The sequence below is a fragment of the Pseudoalteromonas sp. SG44-8 genome, from assembly GCF_014164125.1.
Lineage (GTDB): Bacteria > Pseudomonadota > Gammaproteobacteria > Enterobacterales > Alteromonadaceae > Pseudoalteromonas > Pseudoalteromonas rhizosphaerae.
Map to the genome: position 1 here is coordinate 121,499 of NZ_JACJEQ010000009.1, position 15,370 is coordinate 136,868.

Here is a 15,370-nt window from a genome sequence, read left to right on the forward strand (position 1 = left end):
TATAGACCATAGCTAACAAAAATAATTTCATTTTTGTTCATCAACATTCACTTTATCTGCTTGCTCAGGAGGATTTCTTTTATAACTATGGGTGACCGAGTCCGCAGCCTTTTGCAATTCGCTGACTGAATCTTTTATTGCAGGACTTAAGTCCTGCATGCCTTGTTGTTCGGCTTTTTTTAAATTTTGGTGTAACTCATGCACTCTTAATTCTTCATTAACTTCAGCCTTAACCGAATTAGCCAGCGATTTTATAGTTTTTATCCAACGGCTAACAGTACGAATAGCAACTGGCAACCGCTCAGGGCCAAGTACCACTAAGCCGACGATTAACACCACAACAAGTTCCCACATACCCATGCTAATTAAGCCTTATGGTCTTCTTTACTTTTATCAACAGACTCTTTGTTTTGTATTGGGTTATTTGCTTGTTCAATTGGTTCTGCTGGTTTATTTTGCTCATCTTCAGAGACTGCTTTTTTAAACCCTTTTACAGCGTTACCTAAATCACCGCCAATACCACGCAATTTTTTCGTACCAAAAAGTAACACTATGATTGCCAAAACAATTAACAATTGCCAAATACTAATGCCGCCAAAACCCATGATGTTCTCCACTTAATTAAATACTGTGAATTAAAATTATTGTACTGATTATACTCACCGAGCACTAAATAGCACTTAGTTTATGCAGCGCTGCGCCAAGCAAGTATAAAGCCGCTTAAAGAGCATATCGCAGCAATACCTGCAGCGACAAGGTCATGCTGCAAATAACATAACCCTGATACTATCATTGCTGAGCCAGCAAAAAGACCAAGTAATAATGGCTTGTGCGATGGCTGTGGCAGTGGTGCAGGACTGTTGCGCTGTTGTTTTAAGTTGTGATAGATCAAATCAGGTAACTCAGGCATTTTTTCTGCCCAAAATGGCAAGTTTGCGTATACCTGTTTCAATACCGACCAAGGACCAACCTGTTGCTTTACCCAGTCTTCTAAAAAGGGTTTAGCTGTTTTCCATAAATCTAATTGTGGATATAGCTGACGCCCAAGGCCTTCAACATACAACAAGGTTTTTTGTAGTAGAACTAATTGGGGTTGAACTTGCATATTAAAGCGACGAGCGGTATTAAATAGATTAACTAAGACGTGGCCAAATGAAATCTCTGCTAATGGCTTATTAAAAATCGGTTCACAGACAGTGCGAATGGCAAACTCAAATTCTTCCACGCTGGTGTCTTTAGGTACCCAGCCAGAATCGACATGTAATTGTGCGACTTGACGATAATCGCGATTAAAAAAGGCAATAAAGTTTTCGGCTAAGTAACGTTTGTCTTCTTTGTTTAGCGTGCCCACGATGCCACAATCGATACCGATAAATTTGGGGTTTTCAGGGCTTTCATAGGATACAAATACATTACCAGGGTGCATATCAGCATGAAAAAAACTATCACGGAACACTTGGGTGAAAAACACCTCCACACCGCGTTCAGCCAGTAGTTTCATATTGGTGTTTTGCGCAACTAATGCCTCAGTATCAGACACTGGAATGCCGTAAATTCGCTCCATGACTAGTACATTTACGCGACTATAGTCACTGTAAACATAGGGAATATAAAGCGAATCAGAACCTTCAAAATTACGCTTTAATTGAATGGCGTTTGCGCCTTCACGCATCAGATCAAGTTCATCAAGTAAGGTTTTCTTATACTCTTTGACTACTTCAACAGGGCGTAACCTTTTCGCTTCATTGATTAACTTGGCCACTATTTTAGAAAATTGTTCCATTAATGCTAAATCAGCGTCAATTTGTTCTCTGATATCAGGGCGAATGACTTTGATAACCACCTTTTGTGGTTGATTATGCTCATCCACTAAAGTGGCTGTATGTACTTGGGCAATGGATGCTGAAGCTAAAGGGGTTTGCTCAAAATCACTAAAGTATTCACTGATATCATCGATTTCGAGTGCATTTTCAATTAGTTGTTGTGCTAACACACCATCAAATGGCTGTACTTGATCTTGCAGCAAGGCTAGCTCTAAAGCGATATCTAGTGGTAATAAATCGCGCCGAGTAGATAACATTTGGCCAAATTTGATCCATACTGGCCCCAATTGTTGTAATGCTAAACGCAGTCTTAACCCTGCTGGTTTTTCTGGGTGCTTATTGGTTAGCCAAAATAGACATGCACGGCCAACTTTGCCATACCAAGGTATTTTTTGTGATGGGATCAGTTCATCCAAACCATAGCTAAGGAGGGTTTTTGTGATGTTATAAAGCCGAGCAGCTGACACAGATAATCCTTACTGATTCATTTTGCTTGAAGTAGTTGGTTGATACGTAACTCAAGTTGCGCAACATGTGCTTTGAGTTGACGCGTGTGTTGCTTAAATTGCTCAAGCTCTAAAGGATGAATGGTCACTTTGAGCTCGTCTTGGCATAAAGTAGTTAGCGTTGTAGAGAGTTTCTTGTTGGCTTTTTGACTTTGCTGTTGAGTTTGTTTAACTAACTGCCATAGTTGCTGTGCCGCTGCGTCACCAAGATAATCAGATAAGTGTTCAGGCCAATCGATATTAAGCGCAGCGAAAGCATTACTAAACCCTTGTGCAATATTTAGATCACCTTGCAAATCGAGTTTATCTTGGCGGATTAACTGAGTCAGCATTGCAGGGTTTTTAAGTGCCATTAAAGTATTAATATCGGCGCTTATCATGCAGTCATATTGCGTTTCGGTAGTGTTGTATAAATGCAGTTGTTGGCCAGTAAACACCACTAAAAACTGCTGTTGCCAATCGCGTATATCAATTAATAAACGTTGTTGGGATATTGACGACAGTCTATCGCTAAGAGTGGGATCGAGTTTAAGCGCCGTATTTAAAACCCTTTCGACGAGTGCGACCATGAAATTATTTAACATACAATACCTTAGCAATAAACTTTACTAGCTAGTGTGACGCTTAATATTTAAAGCCACGATGTAATGCTACAATACCACCGGTGAGATTTTGATAGGTGGTTTGCTCAAATCCAGCCTCGTTCATCATTGCTTTTAGTGTTTCTTGATCTGGGTGCATACGAATTGATTCAGCTAAATATTTGTATGATTCACCGTCGTTAGCAACTAACTCACCCATTTTAGGTAGTAAGTTAAATGAGTAAAAATCATAGGCTTTACTTAATACTTGATGCTCTGGTTTGGAGAACTCCAATACCAGCAGACGACCACCAGGCTTTAAGATTCGGTACATCGAGCGAAGTGCTTTATTTTGATCTGTAACATTACGTAAACCAAAGGCAATGGTAATTAAATCAAAACTATTATCAGGGAAAGGCAGTGCTTCAGCATTCATTTGTACGTAGTCAATATTACCGACAAGACCTAGGTTATGTAGCTTTTCGCGCCCGACTTTAAGCATTGATGAGTTAATATCACCTAATACTACTTGCCCAGTATCACCAACTAGTTGACTAAACTTTGCCGTTAAGTCGCCGGTGCCACCGGCTAAATCCAGCACATGATGGCCTTTACGCACACCTGAACTAGCAATGGTTTGACGTTTCCATAAACGATGAATACCAAACGACATGAGATCATTCATTACGTCATATTTAGTAGCAACGGAATGAAATACATCGGCAACCATAGAAGCTTTTTCGGTTTCGGCAACGGTTTTATAACCAAAATGCGTGGTCTTTTCAGGATTCTCGTTCATGATTAATCTCTATCGTGGTAATAAAGACTAGTGTACTTGATTGTTACGCCATGGTGCAATTTGAATCTGGGGAAAATTGCTTGTGGATCAAGCTTTATGAGTTACGGCTCACTGTCCGGCAATAAAGCTGCTTTGGCCAAGCGATCTGGCTTTATGTGCTGCATTGGAGGCTTTACGGGCAAGATTATTAAAATCTTTTTCGTCTAAGTGCTTGGCAATCCCTAATGAAAGGTTGATTGCTGGAAGTTTAATACCGTTTTTAGAACTAACGAAACGTAATTTTTCGACTCCATTACGGACTTTTTCAGCAATTACATTCGCAGTTTCAGGGTCGATATCAGCCAGTAATACAGTAAAAGCATCTTTGCCTGTTCGCCCTGGTAGGCCACTTTCAAATACATATTTTTGAATTTGTTTAGCTACCTTGCTTAAAATTACTTCACCAATGATATCGCCGTAGTTATCAATAAAGTGATCTAGGTTATCTATTTGAATGGCAATCGCGCACACAGATTTTTTTTGGTCTAACCATAATTGTGTTTGCTGGTTTAAATAATGACGTTTAAAAAGGCCTGTTTGTTGATCGGTGATGTGTTGTTTGCGTAATTGTACGAGTTGTTGTTGAGTTTTTTCTTGTCGTCGCTTTGCTTTGATCAGCTCTTGTTTAAATTGTTTATGTTGAGTGAGCAAGTGAGCAGTTTGCTTATTTAATGTCTCAAGTGCGAGGCGAGTTTGGGCAATATTATTTTCATCTAAAGAATGTACACAGTCGCTGACTTGACTTGCAAAGCGGATAATATCTTTTTCGGTTGAGTGCGCGCTACGTGATAATGAATTAATAATACCATCAACATTACGAACCATATTGGTTTCAGCTTTATGGGCTTGATCCATGTAATCGAAATAAAGTTGTTCTACATAAACACAGTCAATTTCTTGGCCTTGGGCAATTGCACGATCGATAGTGGTATTTAAATCAGAATTAACTTGGCTAACGTAGGTGTAGACAACGTGATAATTAAGAGGAGTCGGTGGTAATATATGATGTTCTAAAAAGATACATACCTTGGTCATTTTTTCTTGAGCAATAGCCATGGAATCATGGAACATCATTGTATACACCAATTAAATACACGTAACAGCGAAATTAAATAACTCTCTCCGTGAGGTCTTGACGCAATCCTAGCGTATGGGATTGCCTTACATTAATCTGTATCGGGGATATTTAAAAGCAAAAATATGTAATTTGATAGCGAAATTTCTATTTTTATCGCTCAATAGCTGGTTTTCTCGACAATCTTATTAAGCAATAAAAAGTGCTGATTAACTACTAGTCAATAGTCGCGGTTAATTTAACCTTGTATTTATTGCCCTTGGTCGCATTTTTTTGGTTATTGTAGCAGTCTAGGTTAGGTTAACCCTCACGTTTTCAGTAGCAGATCCCTATTATTATGAAAAAATCACCTTCATCGGTTATGCGTCATTCTCTGTTAAGCATCGCCTTGGCATGTACATTAAGTGCTTGCCAAATGACCACCGTAGATAGCGATCAACAATTTACGCAGGTTGCGCAATCAATTGTTGATTATCGTAAAAGTATTAGCACGTATAGCAACCCCGAGGGTGTTGATGGTTATTTGTTAACTAATTTATCTGCTGAGTTTCTTGAAAAGAAATATCAACATAACACTGAATTATTAGCGCAGTTAGATGCAATAGATAAAGATAAACTCAGTGATGAAAACCGTATTAATCTCACTATAATTCGTGGACAAGTACAAAATAGTATCGATGAATATGTATTTAACAGCCACTACATGCCGCTTACTTCTGAATATGGCTTTCACTCTAGTTTATCTTTTATGGTGTCGAGTTCAGATTATAAAAAATTAGCTGATTACCAGCTTTATTTGCAACGTTTGCAGCAAGTTCCTCGATTTTTTCAGCAAAACATCAGCTGGATGCGCAAAGGTTTAGAAGTTGGTTTAACGCAACCGAAAGCGGTGCTTGTGGGTTATCAAGACTCTATCAGTGCATATATTGTTGATGACGCTACTGAGTCTGAGTTTTATAAACCATTTTTAAATAATACCGCTGGTTTGAGTGATGGTGAGTTTTTTGCTTTACAACAACAAGCAAAGAAAATTATTAAAGAGCAAGTGATTACTGCTTATCAAGATTATTTAACATTTTTTAATGAAGAGTATCAGCCAGGTGCGCGTACTGAAATTGGTATCTCTGCAACACCTAATGGTGCTGCGTTTTATGCCAATCGCGCCAAGTATTATACCACCACAGATATGACGCCAAAAGAAATCCATGAACTGGGGTTAAAAGAAGTGGCACGTATTCGTGCTGAAATGGATAAGATTATTGAGCAAGTTGGTTTTAAAGGCACGTTTGCTGAATTTGTGCACTTTTTACGTACTGATCCGCAATTTTATGCTAAAACACCGGAAGAGTTATTAAAAGAAGCATCGTACATAGCTAAAAAGATGGATGCACAATTACCTAAGCTATTTCATACCTTACCACGGATGCCTTATGGTGTTGCGCCGGTGCCAGCAAGCATAGCGCCTAAGTACACGACTGGCCGTTATTCTGGTTCGAGTCGTGATGATCAAGCGGGTTATTACTGGGTAAACACTTATGCACTTGATAAGCGCCCTTTATACGTATTAGAAGCTCTCACTTTTCATGAGGCTGTACCAGGGCATCATTTACAGATCTCCCTTAATGCTGAATTAGAAAACTTACCAAGCTATCGTCAGAATGCATACTTATCGGCATTTGGTGAAGGGTGGGGGTTATATTCTGAGTATTTAGGAATTGAAGCGGGTTTTTACCAAGACCCATACAGTAACTTTGGCCGTTTAACTTATGAAATGTGGCGAGCAGCTCGTTTAGTGGTTGATACTGGCATGCATATGTATGGCTGGAGCCGAGATCGCGCGATGAAGTTTATGAGTGAAAATACGGCATTGTCACTACATAACGTGAAAACCGAAACTGATCGTTATATTTCATGGCCAGCACAAGCACTATCATACAAAATTGGTGAGCTGACTATTAAGCGCTTACGTAAAGAAACCGAGCAAGCGCTTGGTCAAGATTTTGATGTACGTGAGTTTCACCATCAAATACTTCGCCACGGTTCTGTGCCAATGTCAGTATTAGAAGATCAAATCCATCAATATATTGAAACCGAGCTAGAAAAGCGCGGCTAAATTACAACGTTCAATTTATCTCGGTTCGTGCTGATTAGCGTGTAACCGAGCTTTCCTTACAAAACATTTGCTTGAAACTTGTTCTGCTTATATTCTCAAAGCTGGAAAAACAACCAGCAAGGGGCGCTGCATGAGTAATTTAATAGTTTTTAGCATTGATGTGTTTGCCAGCTTATTTATAGTGGTATTTGGGTGTTTAGTTTTAGTTGTTATTTATTTTTATATCAGTGATGTAACTCAATCTAAACAAGCGATTAGACGTAATTATCCGGTAATAGGTCGGTTTAGATACTTTTTTGAGCGCCAAGGTGAGTTTTTTCGTCAATACTTTTTCGCTATGGATCGCGAAGAAATGCCATTTAATCGCGCCGATCGTAGTTGGGTTTATAAAGCGGCTAAAAATGTTGATCGTACCACCGCCTTTGGCTCAACTCAGAGCCTAGAAGTTACCGGGACCGTGATGTTTATGAACTGCGCGTTTCCTACCTTGGACGAAGAAGCGCTTGAACCTAGTGCAGTTACGTTAGGGCCGCATTGTCGAAATCCTTATATTACTAAATCGCTATTCAATATTTCAGGTATGAGTTTTGGTGCGTTATCAAAACCTGCTGTACGTGCGTTATCGCAAGGTGCCAAACTCGCTGGTTGTTGGATGAACACTGGTGAAGGTGGTTTAAGCCCTTATCACTTAGAAGGAGGTGCCGACATTGTGTTTCAAATTGGCACAGCTAAATATGGTGTGCGCGATGAACAAGGTAAATTAAGTCATGAGAAGCTCAAGCAAATAGCTGCGCATGAACAAGTAAAAATGTTTGAAATTAAAATGAGCCAAGGTGCGAAGCCTGGTAAAGGCGGTATGTTGCCAGGCAAAAAAGTGACTGCTGAAATTGCGGCTATTCGTGGTATCCCAGAAGGTCACGATTCAATTAGCCCAAATGGTCATCCTGAAGTTAAAAACCCTGCAGATTTACTTGATATGATTGCCTCGGTGCGCGAAACGACTGGCAAGCCAACCGGCTTTAAAGCGGTTATTGGCGCTTATGCATGGCTGGAAACCTTGTTTGCTGAGATCAATCATCGTGGTATTGAATCTGCGCCCGATTTTATTACTATCGATAGTGCTGATGGCGGTACCGGTGCTGCACCACAACCGCTGATGGATTCGGTGGGTTTACCACTGAAAGAAAGTTTACCTTTGGTTGTTAATATGCTCGAAAAGCATGGCCTGCGAGAGCGAATTAAAGTTATTGCGTCAGGCAAACTGATTGTGCCGTCTAAGGTTGCATGGGCGCTCGCGCTGGGCGCAGACTTTGTTGTATCGGCACGTGGTCATATGTTTGCTTTGGGTTGTATTCAAGCGCTGCAATGTAATAAAGACACTTGCCCAACAGGGATAACCACACACAACGAGCGGTTGCAACGTGGCTTAGATGTCGCCGATAAAGCGCAGCGCGTAGCAAACTACAATAAGTACATTCATTATGGTGCGGGTTTAATTGCTCACTCATGCGGGGTATTTAGTGCCCGTGAACTTGGCCGCCAGCATGTGCGCGTTGTGCAAGAAAATGGTTTATCAGAGCCGCTTGATAAAATGTATGAAAATTACCAGTAATTTAAAAGACTAGGTAATAGAAGCTAGGTCCCGCCCAAATAGGTTGATAAAAGGCACTAAATAAAGTGCCTTTTGCTATTTTTATAAATTTAATTTAGTTGGCTTATCAATAAAGAGAAAAACTCTTCTTTGTTATTGCAAGTGTGGGCGTTGAGTACTAACTGCTCACCCAGCGCTAAAGTGTGGCGTTGTACGTCTAAACGCGCCTGCGCATCTTCAATGCCATCAATGTCAGCAACGTGTGCTAAGCCGATAGTGCGGCGTATCAGTTCTGTCCCACAGTAACCAATCGCGTCTTGTAATACTTGTTGCATAAAATACTCGCCATAACCAGCGGCTTTTAAATTGTTATCTGTGGTTTGCTCTGCAATAAATGTCAGCCACTGTTGTTCAAACAAAGAATAACTCTCTTGCAGGCAAGTCAGTAAATGGGTGTGATAGTTACGGCGTGTAACAAATTCACTAATACGAGCATTTTGCGCGCAGTAGTTTAATAATAAATTGCCGATAAATGAGCCGATATCAAAGCCAACTGGGCCAAAAAAGCCAAATTCAGGGTCGATCATCTTAGTGGTTTTTTGATCGACAAAAATACTGCCGCTATGCATATCACCATGTAATAGCGTCTGCGGGCATGATAAAAACTTAGCTTTTAGTTTTGCGATCGCTAAATGTAATGCGGTGTTATTTTGTAGTTTATTGACTGTACTTTGCAACTCGCTTGGGTAGTTATTACGCTCATGTTCACGCAAGATATCGTTGAAAAACAAATCTTCAGTAATTTGGCACAACTCTGGATTAGTAAACTGACTGACTTTGGCTTTTTTATCTTGCGCGGTTAGGTAAAAGTCTGAGTTATAAAAACCAGTATGGCTTAAGTAGTGAGCCACATGTTGACCTAATAGCGGAAATTGCTCTGCGTTTATTTGTGCGCTACGCAAAATTTGTAAGTGACCAAGATCTTCTAAAATGGTCAGTGCTTGCTCTGGATTATGATGCAATACTTTTGCTGTGTAGTCAGGGCTTAATGCGCCGTGATTGAGTAAAACCTCAGCTTCAATGCGTGCTCGGTCAAGCGTTAATGGCCATGACTCACCCACACAGCGCGCATAAGGTAAGGCTTGCTTTAAAATAACGCTATTACTTTGCTCGTCGCTTATTCTAAAAACGAGATTTAAATTGCCATCTCCAAACTCATACGCCGATAACGTTTGGTCAGGATCAAACAAATCATACCCATCTTTAGTTACAAGATTTTTAATATAATCAATCGCATGCTGTGCATTAAAGGCAACGTATTCGGCCATCGGCGTACTCTCAGAAAATGATAAACAATAGCATTCTATACCTTCAACCGTTTAGATGTCTACACTTCTGGGTTGTGCGTTTTAAAAACTACTGTAAAATAACCTCAGCCTAACGATTATTCAGGATCAATCATGCAAGACCTCATAGCGAGCAGTTTAAAATATCAAAACAATACACTAAGCGTGTTAGACCAATACCTACTGCCGCATCAGCAGGTATGGCACGAATGTGATGATGTAGCCAGTATGAGGGATTTAATTCTAAGCTTAAAAATACGCGGCGCACCGCTGATTGGTTTAGGAGCAAGTTTGCTAGTTGCCCATTTGGCAGAGCAAGGCACAGCTAAAGTAGCATTAGCGCAGGCGATTGATGATTTAGAAGCCACTCGGCCAACTGCGGTTAATTTAATGCATTGTATGGCAAAGTTACGTATTGCATTACAACAAGATGATTATGTAACGGCAATTGTAAGCGCCGCTGTAACATTGTTTAATGAAGATATCGCCTTGTGTGAAAGCATGGCAAATCATGGAGTTGCATTGGTTAACCGCGGCGATAATATTCTCACACATTGTAATACTGGTGCCTTAGCAACCGCAGGTATTGGTACTGCTCTTGGTGTTATTTATAAAGCGCAGCAACGTCATGGCGATATTCATGTATGGGTGGATGAAACGCGGCCATTATTGCAAGGCGGGCGTTTAACCGCGTTTGAACTTGAGCGCTGGCAAGTACCTTACACCTTAATTTGCGATAATATGGCAGCGAGTTTAATGGCTGCAGGCAAGGTTGATAAAATTTTTGTCGGTGCAGATCGTATTGCTGCAAATGGTGACTTTGCTAATAAAGTGGGCACTTATAACTTAGCAGTACTGGCGCATTTTCATAACATCCCATTTTATGTCGTAGCGCCGCTAACAACCCTCGATGTAAACACAGCATGCGGTGCAGACATTGAAATAGAACAACGTAACAGCGCAGAAGTGCGCGGTGTAAGCGGAAGCTTTGGTGAAGCGCTATGGGCACCTACAAATGCTAACGTATATAATCCCGCATTTGATGTAACCCCCGCTAAGCTTATTACCGGCTGGGTACTCGATACTGGCGTGTATGACCAACAACAAGTGTTAGTTGGTGAATTAAAAAGGCTGGTTTAACAGCCTTTTGCCACATACACCCATGCATTAATGCCGCTGCTAAATGACTCTTCAATACGGATGTAGTCATTAACTTCGTAGCTATCCGCGTTAGCAAGTTCCTCTAAGGTGATAGTAAAAATAGTGCCAGTTACTGTATCTGTTGGCAGGCCTGTTTTAATTAATGCTGGATGAAAACGCTGGCCGCTGCTTTTCAGCACGGCGGCGTCGGTGATCTCAACTTCGCCTACTACGTAACCTTGTAGTGTATCGGCTTGGCCTTCGAGCAAGCGGCCAAAGGTATCAAGCTGTACTTGCTCTAATTGCAGTGTGCCGTATGAAAACAACTTTTCCATTTAAACTCCATTATTAACAGATATTTAGTCCAATAAAGGAAACTGCTTAGCAATCTCAGATTCGGTGCTTTGTGCCACCCAGCCTTCGGTATTATTGAATAAACGGATCGCAGTAAATTCAGGATCGCTGCCCATATCAAACCAATGGGGAGTAAGCTCTGGTACTGAAATTAAATCACCCTGCTTGCAAAGTACTTGGTAAACCTTGTCGTTAATATGCAGGCAAAATAATCCTTGGCCTTTTACAAAAAAGCGTACTTCGTCTTCACTATGGGTGTGCTCAAATAAAAACTTAGCACGTAATTCTGCAGCGTTCGGATTGCCTTTTGCCAGCGAAATAACATCTACAGTTTGATAACCACCTTGTTGCTTTAAGCTTTCAATATCAGCGTTATAGGCGGAAATAATAGCTTCATGGCTAGTATCAGCAGTAATCATTTTTGTTGCTTGCCACTGCTCAAATCGTACATTTACTTTATTAAGCTCGGTGGCAATTTGTGCTGTATCTTGAGTGTTTAATAAAGCATTATTGCCGTTACAGTCAGCAAAAATAGTCAGTTGGCTCATGCTAAATGCTCCACAGTGAATTGGCTAAAATCGTTAATATAGTTATGCGCAGGCGAGCTTGCTTGACCATCACGGATCAGGTGCAAGGTTTTTAAACCTGCGGCTTTGGCGGCATCAAGCTCGGCTGCCACATCACTTAAAAATAACACTTCATTAGCGGCAAAAGGTAGTTGCTCAATAATATTGTGATATGAACGTTGCTCTTGTTTAGCGCCGACTTGAGTATCAAAATAATCAGTAAATAAGGAGCGAATATCACCAAAGTCAGAGTAGTTAAAAATTAAATGCTGTGCTTTTACTGACCCTGATGAATACACATACAACTGCTGGCCGGCTTGTTGCTGTGCAACTAAAAAGTGGTAGGCATCTGGGTATAAATGGCCGGTAAAATCGCCATTTTCATAGCCAGTTTGCCAAATCAAACCTTGTAACTGTTTTAATGGAGTGATTTTTTTATCGTCACGGATCCATTCAAGTAAAGTGTTAATTACGACATCAATACTGGCATCTGGCTGTTCAATAACCGCTTTTACGGCATAAATTTGTTCAGCTACAGCGCTTTGCTCTTGATGAGTTTTTACAAATTCGGGGAGCTGCTTTGCGGCATATGGAAATAGTACGTCTTTAACAAACGAAATACGGGTAATAGTGCCTTCAATATCGGTCAGCAGTGCTTTGATCATGATTCTAATCCTACTAATTTTAAGCGTTCTATCTCACATGCAAATAAAAACTCAAGGCCTTCTAATTGACGGCGTACTTCACTAATAGTGCGACCCACTACATACAAACCGTGGCCGCGAATAAGCACGCCGTGCTCAATAGGCGTGTGTAAGTGGTGATCGCTCACTAATAAACTCAAGCGATCAATATCTTGGTCGTTATCAAAGATTGGAATACTCAAGGTGTCTAAATGTGAAGTAATGCCGGTTAGTGACTTTTGCATTTCGTAGCCGTGTAAGTCTAGGCTGTGACCTTTAATAACCCGAGATAATACCGTCGCAGCAACCGAATGAGTGTGCAATACATAATTAGCAGCAGGAATAAGTTTATACATGCACAAATGCAATTCGGTTTCAGCTGAGGGTTTGGCGGCGCTAGCGCTACGATTACCGACATGATCCAGTTCAATAAAGGTATGCGACCCTAATTGACCTTTGTCAAAACCGCTGGCAGTAACCACAAAACCGGTGTTAGTTCGCGCTGAAAAATTACCACCCGTAGCTGGCACCCAACCACGTTGACTGATCCACTTTCCTGCTTCTATAAGTTCTGAAATAGCGGTATTGTTATGCATACATTCCTCATACTTTTTTAGACGGCTATACATCTGTTAACAGCAATGATAGCATCGCTTTGGGCGCAAAACCATCATTAAGGGTAACCAGTGTTTGAAAGTAAATTGCCAAATTTAGGCACCAGTATTTTTAGTCAAATGACTGCTTTAGCAAATCAATTCGAAGCGATTAATTTATCGCAGGGGTTTCCTGAGTTTGATGCGCCTGAGCTACTTAAAAAACAGCTTAATCATTATGTGCTTGAAGGAGTTAATCAATATTCACCTTCATCTGGTGTGCCGCGCCTGCAGCAACAAATTGCCCAGTTAGCAAAACGAAAATATGCAGCTGAAATAGATGCCGCGCAGCAAGTAACGGTAACCTCTGGCGCGACCGAGGCCTTGTTTGTTGCCATTCAGGCGCTGGTGCGCGAAGGTGATGAAGTCATTGTGTTTGACCCCGCTTATGATTCATACCAGCCAGCGATTGAATTGGCCGGTGGTAAGTCAGTCAATATTGCTCTGCATGCTCCGAGTTATGCAATTGACTGGCAAACGGTGGCTGCGGCTATCAATAGCAAAACGCGGGCTATTATAATCAACACCCCACATAACCCAAGTGGTAAAACGTTAAAACAGCACGATATTAATGCTCTAAAAGCCTTAGTAATTAAGCATGACTTATACCTGATAAGTGATGAAGTATACGAGCATATTACTTTTGATCAGCAACCGCATTTAAGTGTGCTGCGTGATAACGAATTGTTTGCTCGCAGCTTTGTGATCTCAAGCTTTGGCAAGACTTTTCATAGCACAGGCTGGAAAATGGGTTACTGCATCGCACCCGCTGCACTTGCGGTCGAGTTTCGTAAAATTCACCAATATGTGACTTTTTCAAGCTTTACGCCGGCACAACATGCATTAGCCGATATGTTAGAACAGCAAGGTGAGCATGTGGATGAGCTCAGTGAGTTTTATCAACAAAAGCGTGATGTACTTAGTAAAGCACTAAAAGATAGCCGCTTTACCATTTTACCAAGTGAAGGCACCTACTTTTTACTGCTTGATTACAGCGATGTATCGGATTTAAATGACGTAGAATTTTGCCAGTGGTTAGTAGAACAAGCAGGCGTTGCAGCCATTCCACTAAGCGTGTTTTATCAGCAACCAAGCAACGATAAAGTTATTCGCTTATGCTTTGCCAAAAATGACGCCACGCTATTACAAGCCGCGGAGATTTTATGTCAACTTTAACTATAGCACTGATACAAACATCGCTTAATTGGTTAGATAAAGACGCCAACTTGGCACACTTTGGCAATAAAATAGCTGATATAGATAAATCAGTAGAGCTTATTTTATTGCCAGAAACCTTTGCCACCGGCTTTGCTATTAACCTTGATTGCGCAGAGCCGGATCATCAGTTAAAGCAAGGCAAAGTGCTTGATTGGATGATCGCGTCGGCAAAATCAAGCAATGCGGTAATTGCAGGCTCGGTATTGGTAACTCAAGGCGATAAAAAAGCTAATCGCTTTTATTGGGCATGGCCCAATGGCGAAGTGAAATATTACGACAAACGGCATTTATTTTGTTTGGGCAAAGAGGGCGATTTTGTAACCGCAGGGCAGCAACGTGAAGTGTTCACCCTTAATGGCTTTAGAATTCTACCGCAAGTTTGTTACGACTTACGTTTTCCGGTCTTTCAGCGCAATCGCAATGACTACGATGTGATGGTTAATGTCGCCAACTGGCCTGCTGCAAGGCGCAAAGTATGGGACACCTTACTAATGGCGCGGGCGATGGAAAACCAGTGTTATGTGATTGGCGTTAATCGTATTGGTGATGATGCTAATGGCGTCGCGCACAATGGCGGCACGGCAGTGTATGACTTTAAAGGTGATACGTTAGCAGCCGCTACTGATAACAAAGATGATGTTGTTATTATCACTTTGGACAAACAGCCGCTTGAGCTCTTTAAGCAAAGTTTCCCAGCGCATTTAGATGCCGATGGGTTTAGTTTGGGTTATTAAGATAAAGAGACTGTTTAGCCTCTTTACCCGTTTTACGCAGAAGCATTGTAGGTGAGTTTGATCGCAGCGAAACCCGACAACATACAACAAAAAAATAATCTACAGGCTTGTATCAATACAAGGCCGTTTATCTGCGATGAATTTTTACC

Annotated in this window: 16 protein-coding genes; 5 read left to right on the forward strand and 11 right to left on the reverse strand. The window is 41.0% G+C overall.

Annotated elements, in window-relative coordinates:
• Nucleotides 1–27: 27 nt before the first annotated feature.
• From tatB to H5163_RS09825, 6 genes are all read right to left on the reverse strand, one after another.
• Complete coding sequence (gene tatB, locus H5163_RS09800; protein ID WP_145240057.1) at nucleotides 28–360, reverse strand: Sec-independent protein translocase protein TatB; 333 nt, start codon at nucleotides 358–360, stop codon at nucleotides 28–30.
• 5 nt (nucleotides 361–365) lie between these two features.
• Nucleotides 366–605: a Sec-independent protein translocase subunit TatA gene (gene tatA, locus H5163_RS09805; protein WP_064666784.1), complete on the reverse strand. Its 240-nt coding sequence runs from the start codon at nucleotides 603–605 to the stop codon at nucleotides 366–368.
• An 80-nt stretch (nucleotides 606–685) separates the two neighbouring features.
• On the reverse strand, nucleotides 686–2,290 hold the full coding sequence (gene ubiB, locus H5163_RS09810) for a ubiquinone biosynthesis regulatory protein kinase UbiB (RefSeq protein WP_182735027.1): 1,605 nt from the start codon (nucleotides 2,288–2,290) through the stop codon (nucleotides 686–688).
• Between the two features lie 17 nt (nucleotides 2,291–2,307).
• The gene (locus H5163_RS09815; RefSeq protein ID WP_145240053.1) at nucleotides 2,308–2,913 is read right to left on the reverse strand and encodes an SCP2 domain-containing protein; all 606 of its coding nucleotides are present in this window, start codon (nucleotides 2,911–2,913) and stop codon (nucleotides 2,308–2,310) included.
• Nucleotides 2,914–2,953: 40 nt separating this feature from the next.
• Nucleotides 2,954–3,709 (reverse strand): bifunctional demethylmenaquinone methyltransferase/2-methoxy-6-polyprenyl-1,4-benzoquinol methylase UbiE, encoded by a 756-nt coding sequence (gene ubiE, locus H5163_RS09820; protein WP_145240051.1) that lies wholly within the window; start codon nucleotides 3,707–3,709, stop codon nucleotides 2,954–2,956.
• Nucleotides 3,710–3,817: 108 nt separating this feature from the next.
• Complete coding sequence (locus tag H5163_RS09825; RefSeq protein ID WP_145240114.1) at nucleotides 3,818–4,804, reverse strand: diguanylate cyclase domain-containing protein; 987 nt, start codon at nucleotides 4,802–4,804, stop codon at nucleotides 3,818–3,820.
• Between the two features lie 356 nt (nucleotides 4,805–5,160).
• Here H5163_RS09825 and H5163_RS09830 point away from each other — a divergent pair, with 356 nt between their 5' ends.
• Together H5163_RS09830 and H5163_RS09835 are read left to right on the forward strand one after the other, a co-directional pair.
• A complete protein-coding gene (locus H5163_RS09830; protein ID WP_182730727.1) occupies nucleotides 5,161–6,936 on the forward strand; it encodes a DUF885 family protein in 1,776 nt (591 codons plus the stop codon).
• Between the two features lie 130 nt (nucleotides 6,937–7,066).
• Nucleotides 7,067–8,548, forward strand: a complete 1,482-nt coding sequence (locus H5163_RS09835; RefSeq protein ID WP_145240047.1) for an FMN-binding glutamate synthase family protein — start codon at nucleotides 7,067–7,069, stop codon at nucleotides 8,546–8,548.
• 89 nt (nucleotides 8,549–8,637) lie between these two features.
• On the opposite strand, the gene mtnK is transcribed toward H5163_RS09835, so the two are convergent.
• Nucleotides 8,638–9,855: an S-methyl-5-thioribose kinase gene (mtnK, locus tag H5163_RS09840; RefSeq protein ID WP_145240045.1), complete on the reverse strand. Its 1,218-nt coding sequence runs from the start codon at nucleotides 9,853–9,855 to the stop codon at nucleotides 8,638–8,640.
• A 132-nt stretch (nucleotides 9,856–9,987) separates the two neighbouring features.
• Between mtnK and mtnA the strand changes: the two genes are divergently transcribed.
• Complete coding sequence (gene mtnA / locus H5163_RS09845; protein ID WP_182735028.1) at nucleotides 9,988–11,013, forward strand: S-methyl-5-thioribose-1-phosphate isomerase; 1,026 nt, start codon at nucleotides 9,988–9,990, stop codon at nucleotides 11,011–11,013.
• Here mtnA and H5163_RS09850 read toward each other — a convergent pair.
• The 4 genes from H5163_RS09850 to H5163_RS09865 are packed head-to-tail and all read right to left on the reverse strand — an operon-like array spanning nucleotide 11,010 to nucleotide 13,212.
• Complete coding sequence (locus H5163_RS09850; RefSeq protein ID WP_149982210.1) at nucleotides 11,010–11,348, reverse strand: gamma-glutamylcyclotransferase family protein; 339 nt, start codon at nucleotides 11,346–11,348, stop codon at nucleotides 11,010–11,012. The two genes, mtnA and H5163_RS09850, sit on opposite strands and share 4 nt — an antisense overlap.
• 24 nt (nucleotides 11,349–11,372) lie before the next feature.
• Nucleotides 11,373–11,915: an acireductone dioxygenase gene (locus tag H5163_RS09855; RefSeq protein ID WP_145240039.1), complete on the reverse strand. Its 543-nt coding sequence runs from the start codon at nucleotides 11,913–11,915 to the stop codon at nucleotides 11,373–11,375.
• Nucleotides 11,912–12,598 carry an acireductone synthase gene (mtnC, locus tag H5163_RS09860; RefSeq protein ID WP_145240037.1) on the reverse strand — a complete coding sequence of 229 codons (687 nt, stop codon included), beginning with the start codon at nucleotides 12,596–12,598 and terminating at the stop codon, nucleotides 11,912–11,914. Before mtnC ends, H5163_RS09855 begins: the two co-directional genes overlap by 4 nt.
• Nucleotides 12,595–13,212, reverse strand: a complete 618-nt coding sequence (locus tag H5163_RS09865) for a methylthioribulose 1-phosphate dehydratase (RefSeq protein ID WP_182735029.1) — start codon at nucleotides 13,210–13,212, stop codon at nucleotides 12,595–12,597. The genes mtnC and H5163_RS09865 overlap by 4 nt, the downstream gene beginning before the upstream one ends.
• 90 nt (nucleotides 13,213–13,302) lie before the next feature.
• Between H5163_RS09865 and H5163_RS09870 the strand changes: the two genes are divergently transcribed.
• Together H5163_RS09870 and H5163_RS09875 are read left to right on the forward strand one after the other, a co-directional pair.
• On the forward strand, nucleotides 13,303–14,445 hold the full coding sequence (locus H5163_RS09870) for a methionine aminotransferase (RefSeq protein WP_145240033.1): 1,143 nt from the start codon (nucleotides 13,303–13,305) through the stop codon (nucleotides 14,443–14,445).
• Nucleotides 14,433–15,221, forward strand: a complete 789-nt coding sequence (locus tag H5163_RS09875; RefSeq protein ID WP_149982208.1) for an amidohydrolase — start codon at nucleotides 14,433–14,435, stop codon at nucleotides 15,219–15,221. The genes H5163_RS09870 and H5163_RS09875 overlap by 13 nt, the downstream gene beginning before the upstream one ends.
• The last annotated feature ends 149 nt before the right edge of the window (nucleotides 15,222–15,370 follow it).

What these genes read in the sequence shown, in the direction of transcription:
- tatB (WP_145240057.1), bottom strand. Translation starts at nt 360, where the DNA reads ATGGGTATGTGGGAACTTGTTGTGGTGTTAATCGTCGGCTTAGTGGTA.
- tatA (WP_064666784.1), bottom strand. Translation starts at nt 605, where the DNA reads ATGGGTTTTGGCGGCATTAGTATTTGGCAATTGTTAATTGTTTTGGCA.
- H5163_RS09815 (WP_145240053.1), bottom strand. Translation starts at nt 2,913, where the DNA reads ATGTTAAATAATTTCATGGTCGCACTCGTCGAAAGGGTTTTAAATACG.
- ubiE (WP_145240051.1), bottom strand. Translation starts at nt 3,709, where the DNA reads ATGAACGAGAATCCTGAAAAGACCACGCATTTTGGTTATAAAACCGTT.
- H5163_RS09825 (WP_145240114.1), bottom strand. Translation starts at nt 4,804, where the DNA reads ATGGCTATTGCTCAAGAAAAAATGACCAAGGTATGTATCTTTTTAGAA.
- H5163_RS09830 (WP_182730727.1), top strand. Translation starts at nt 5,161, where the DNA reads ATGAAAAAATCACCTTCATCGGTTATGCGTCATTCTCTGTTAAGCATC.
- H5163_RS09835 (WP_145240047.1), top strand. Translation starts at nt 7,067, where the DNA reads ATGAGTAATTTAATAGTTTTTAGCATTGATGTGTTTGCCAGCTTATTT.
- mtnK (WP_145240045.1), bottom strand. Translation starts at nt 9,855, where the DNA reads ATGGCCGAATACGTTGCCTTTAATGCACAGCATGCGATTGATTATATT.
- mtnA (WP_182735028.1), top strand. Translation starts at nt 9,988, where the DNA reads ATGCAAGACCTCATAGCGAGCAGTTTAAAATATCAAAACAATACACTA.
- H5163_RS09850 (WP_149982210.1), bottom strand. Translation starts at nt 11,348, where the DNA reads ATGGAAAAGTTGTTTTCATACGGCACACTGCAATTAGAGCAAGTACAG.
- H5163_RS09855 (WP_145240039.1), bottom strand. Translation starts at nt 11,915, where the DNA reads ATGAGCCAACTGACTATTTTTGCTGACTGTAACGGCAATAATGCTTTA.
- mtnC (WP_145240037.1), bottom strand. Translation starts at nt 12,598, where the DNA reads ATGATCAAAGCACTGCTGACCGATATTGAAGGCACTATTACCCGTATT.
- H5163_RS09865 (WP_182735029.1), bottom strand. Translation starts at nt 13,212, where the DNA reads ATGCATAACAATACCGCTATTTCAGAACTTATAGAAGCAGGAAAGTGG.
- H5163_RS09875 (WP_149982208.1), top strand. Translation starts at nt 14,433, where the DNA reads ATGTCAACTTTAACTATAGCACTGATACAAACATCGCTTAATTGGTTA.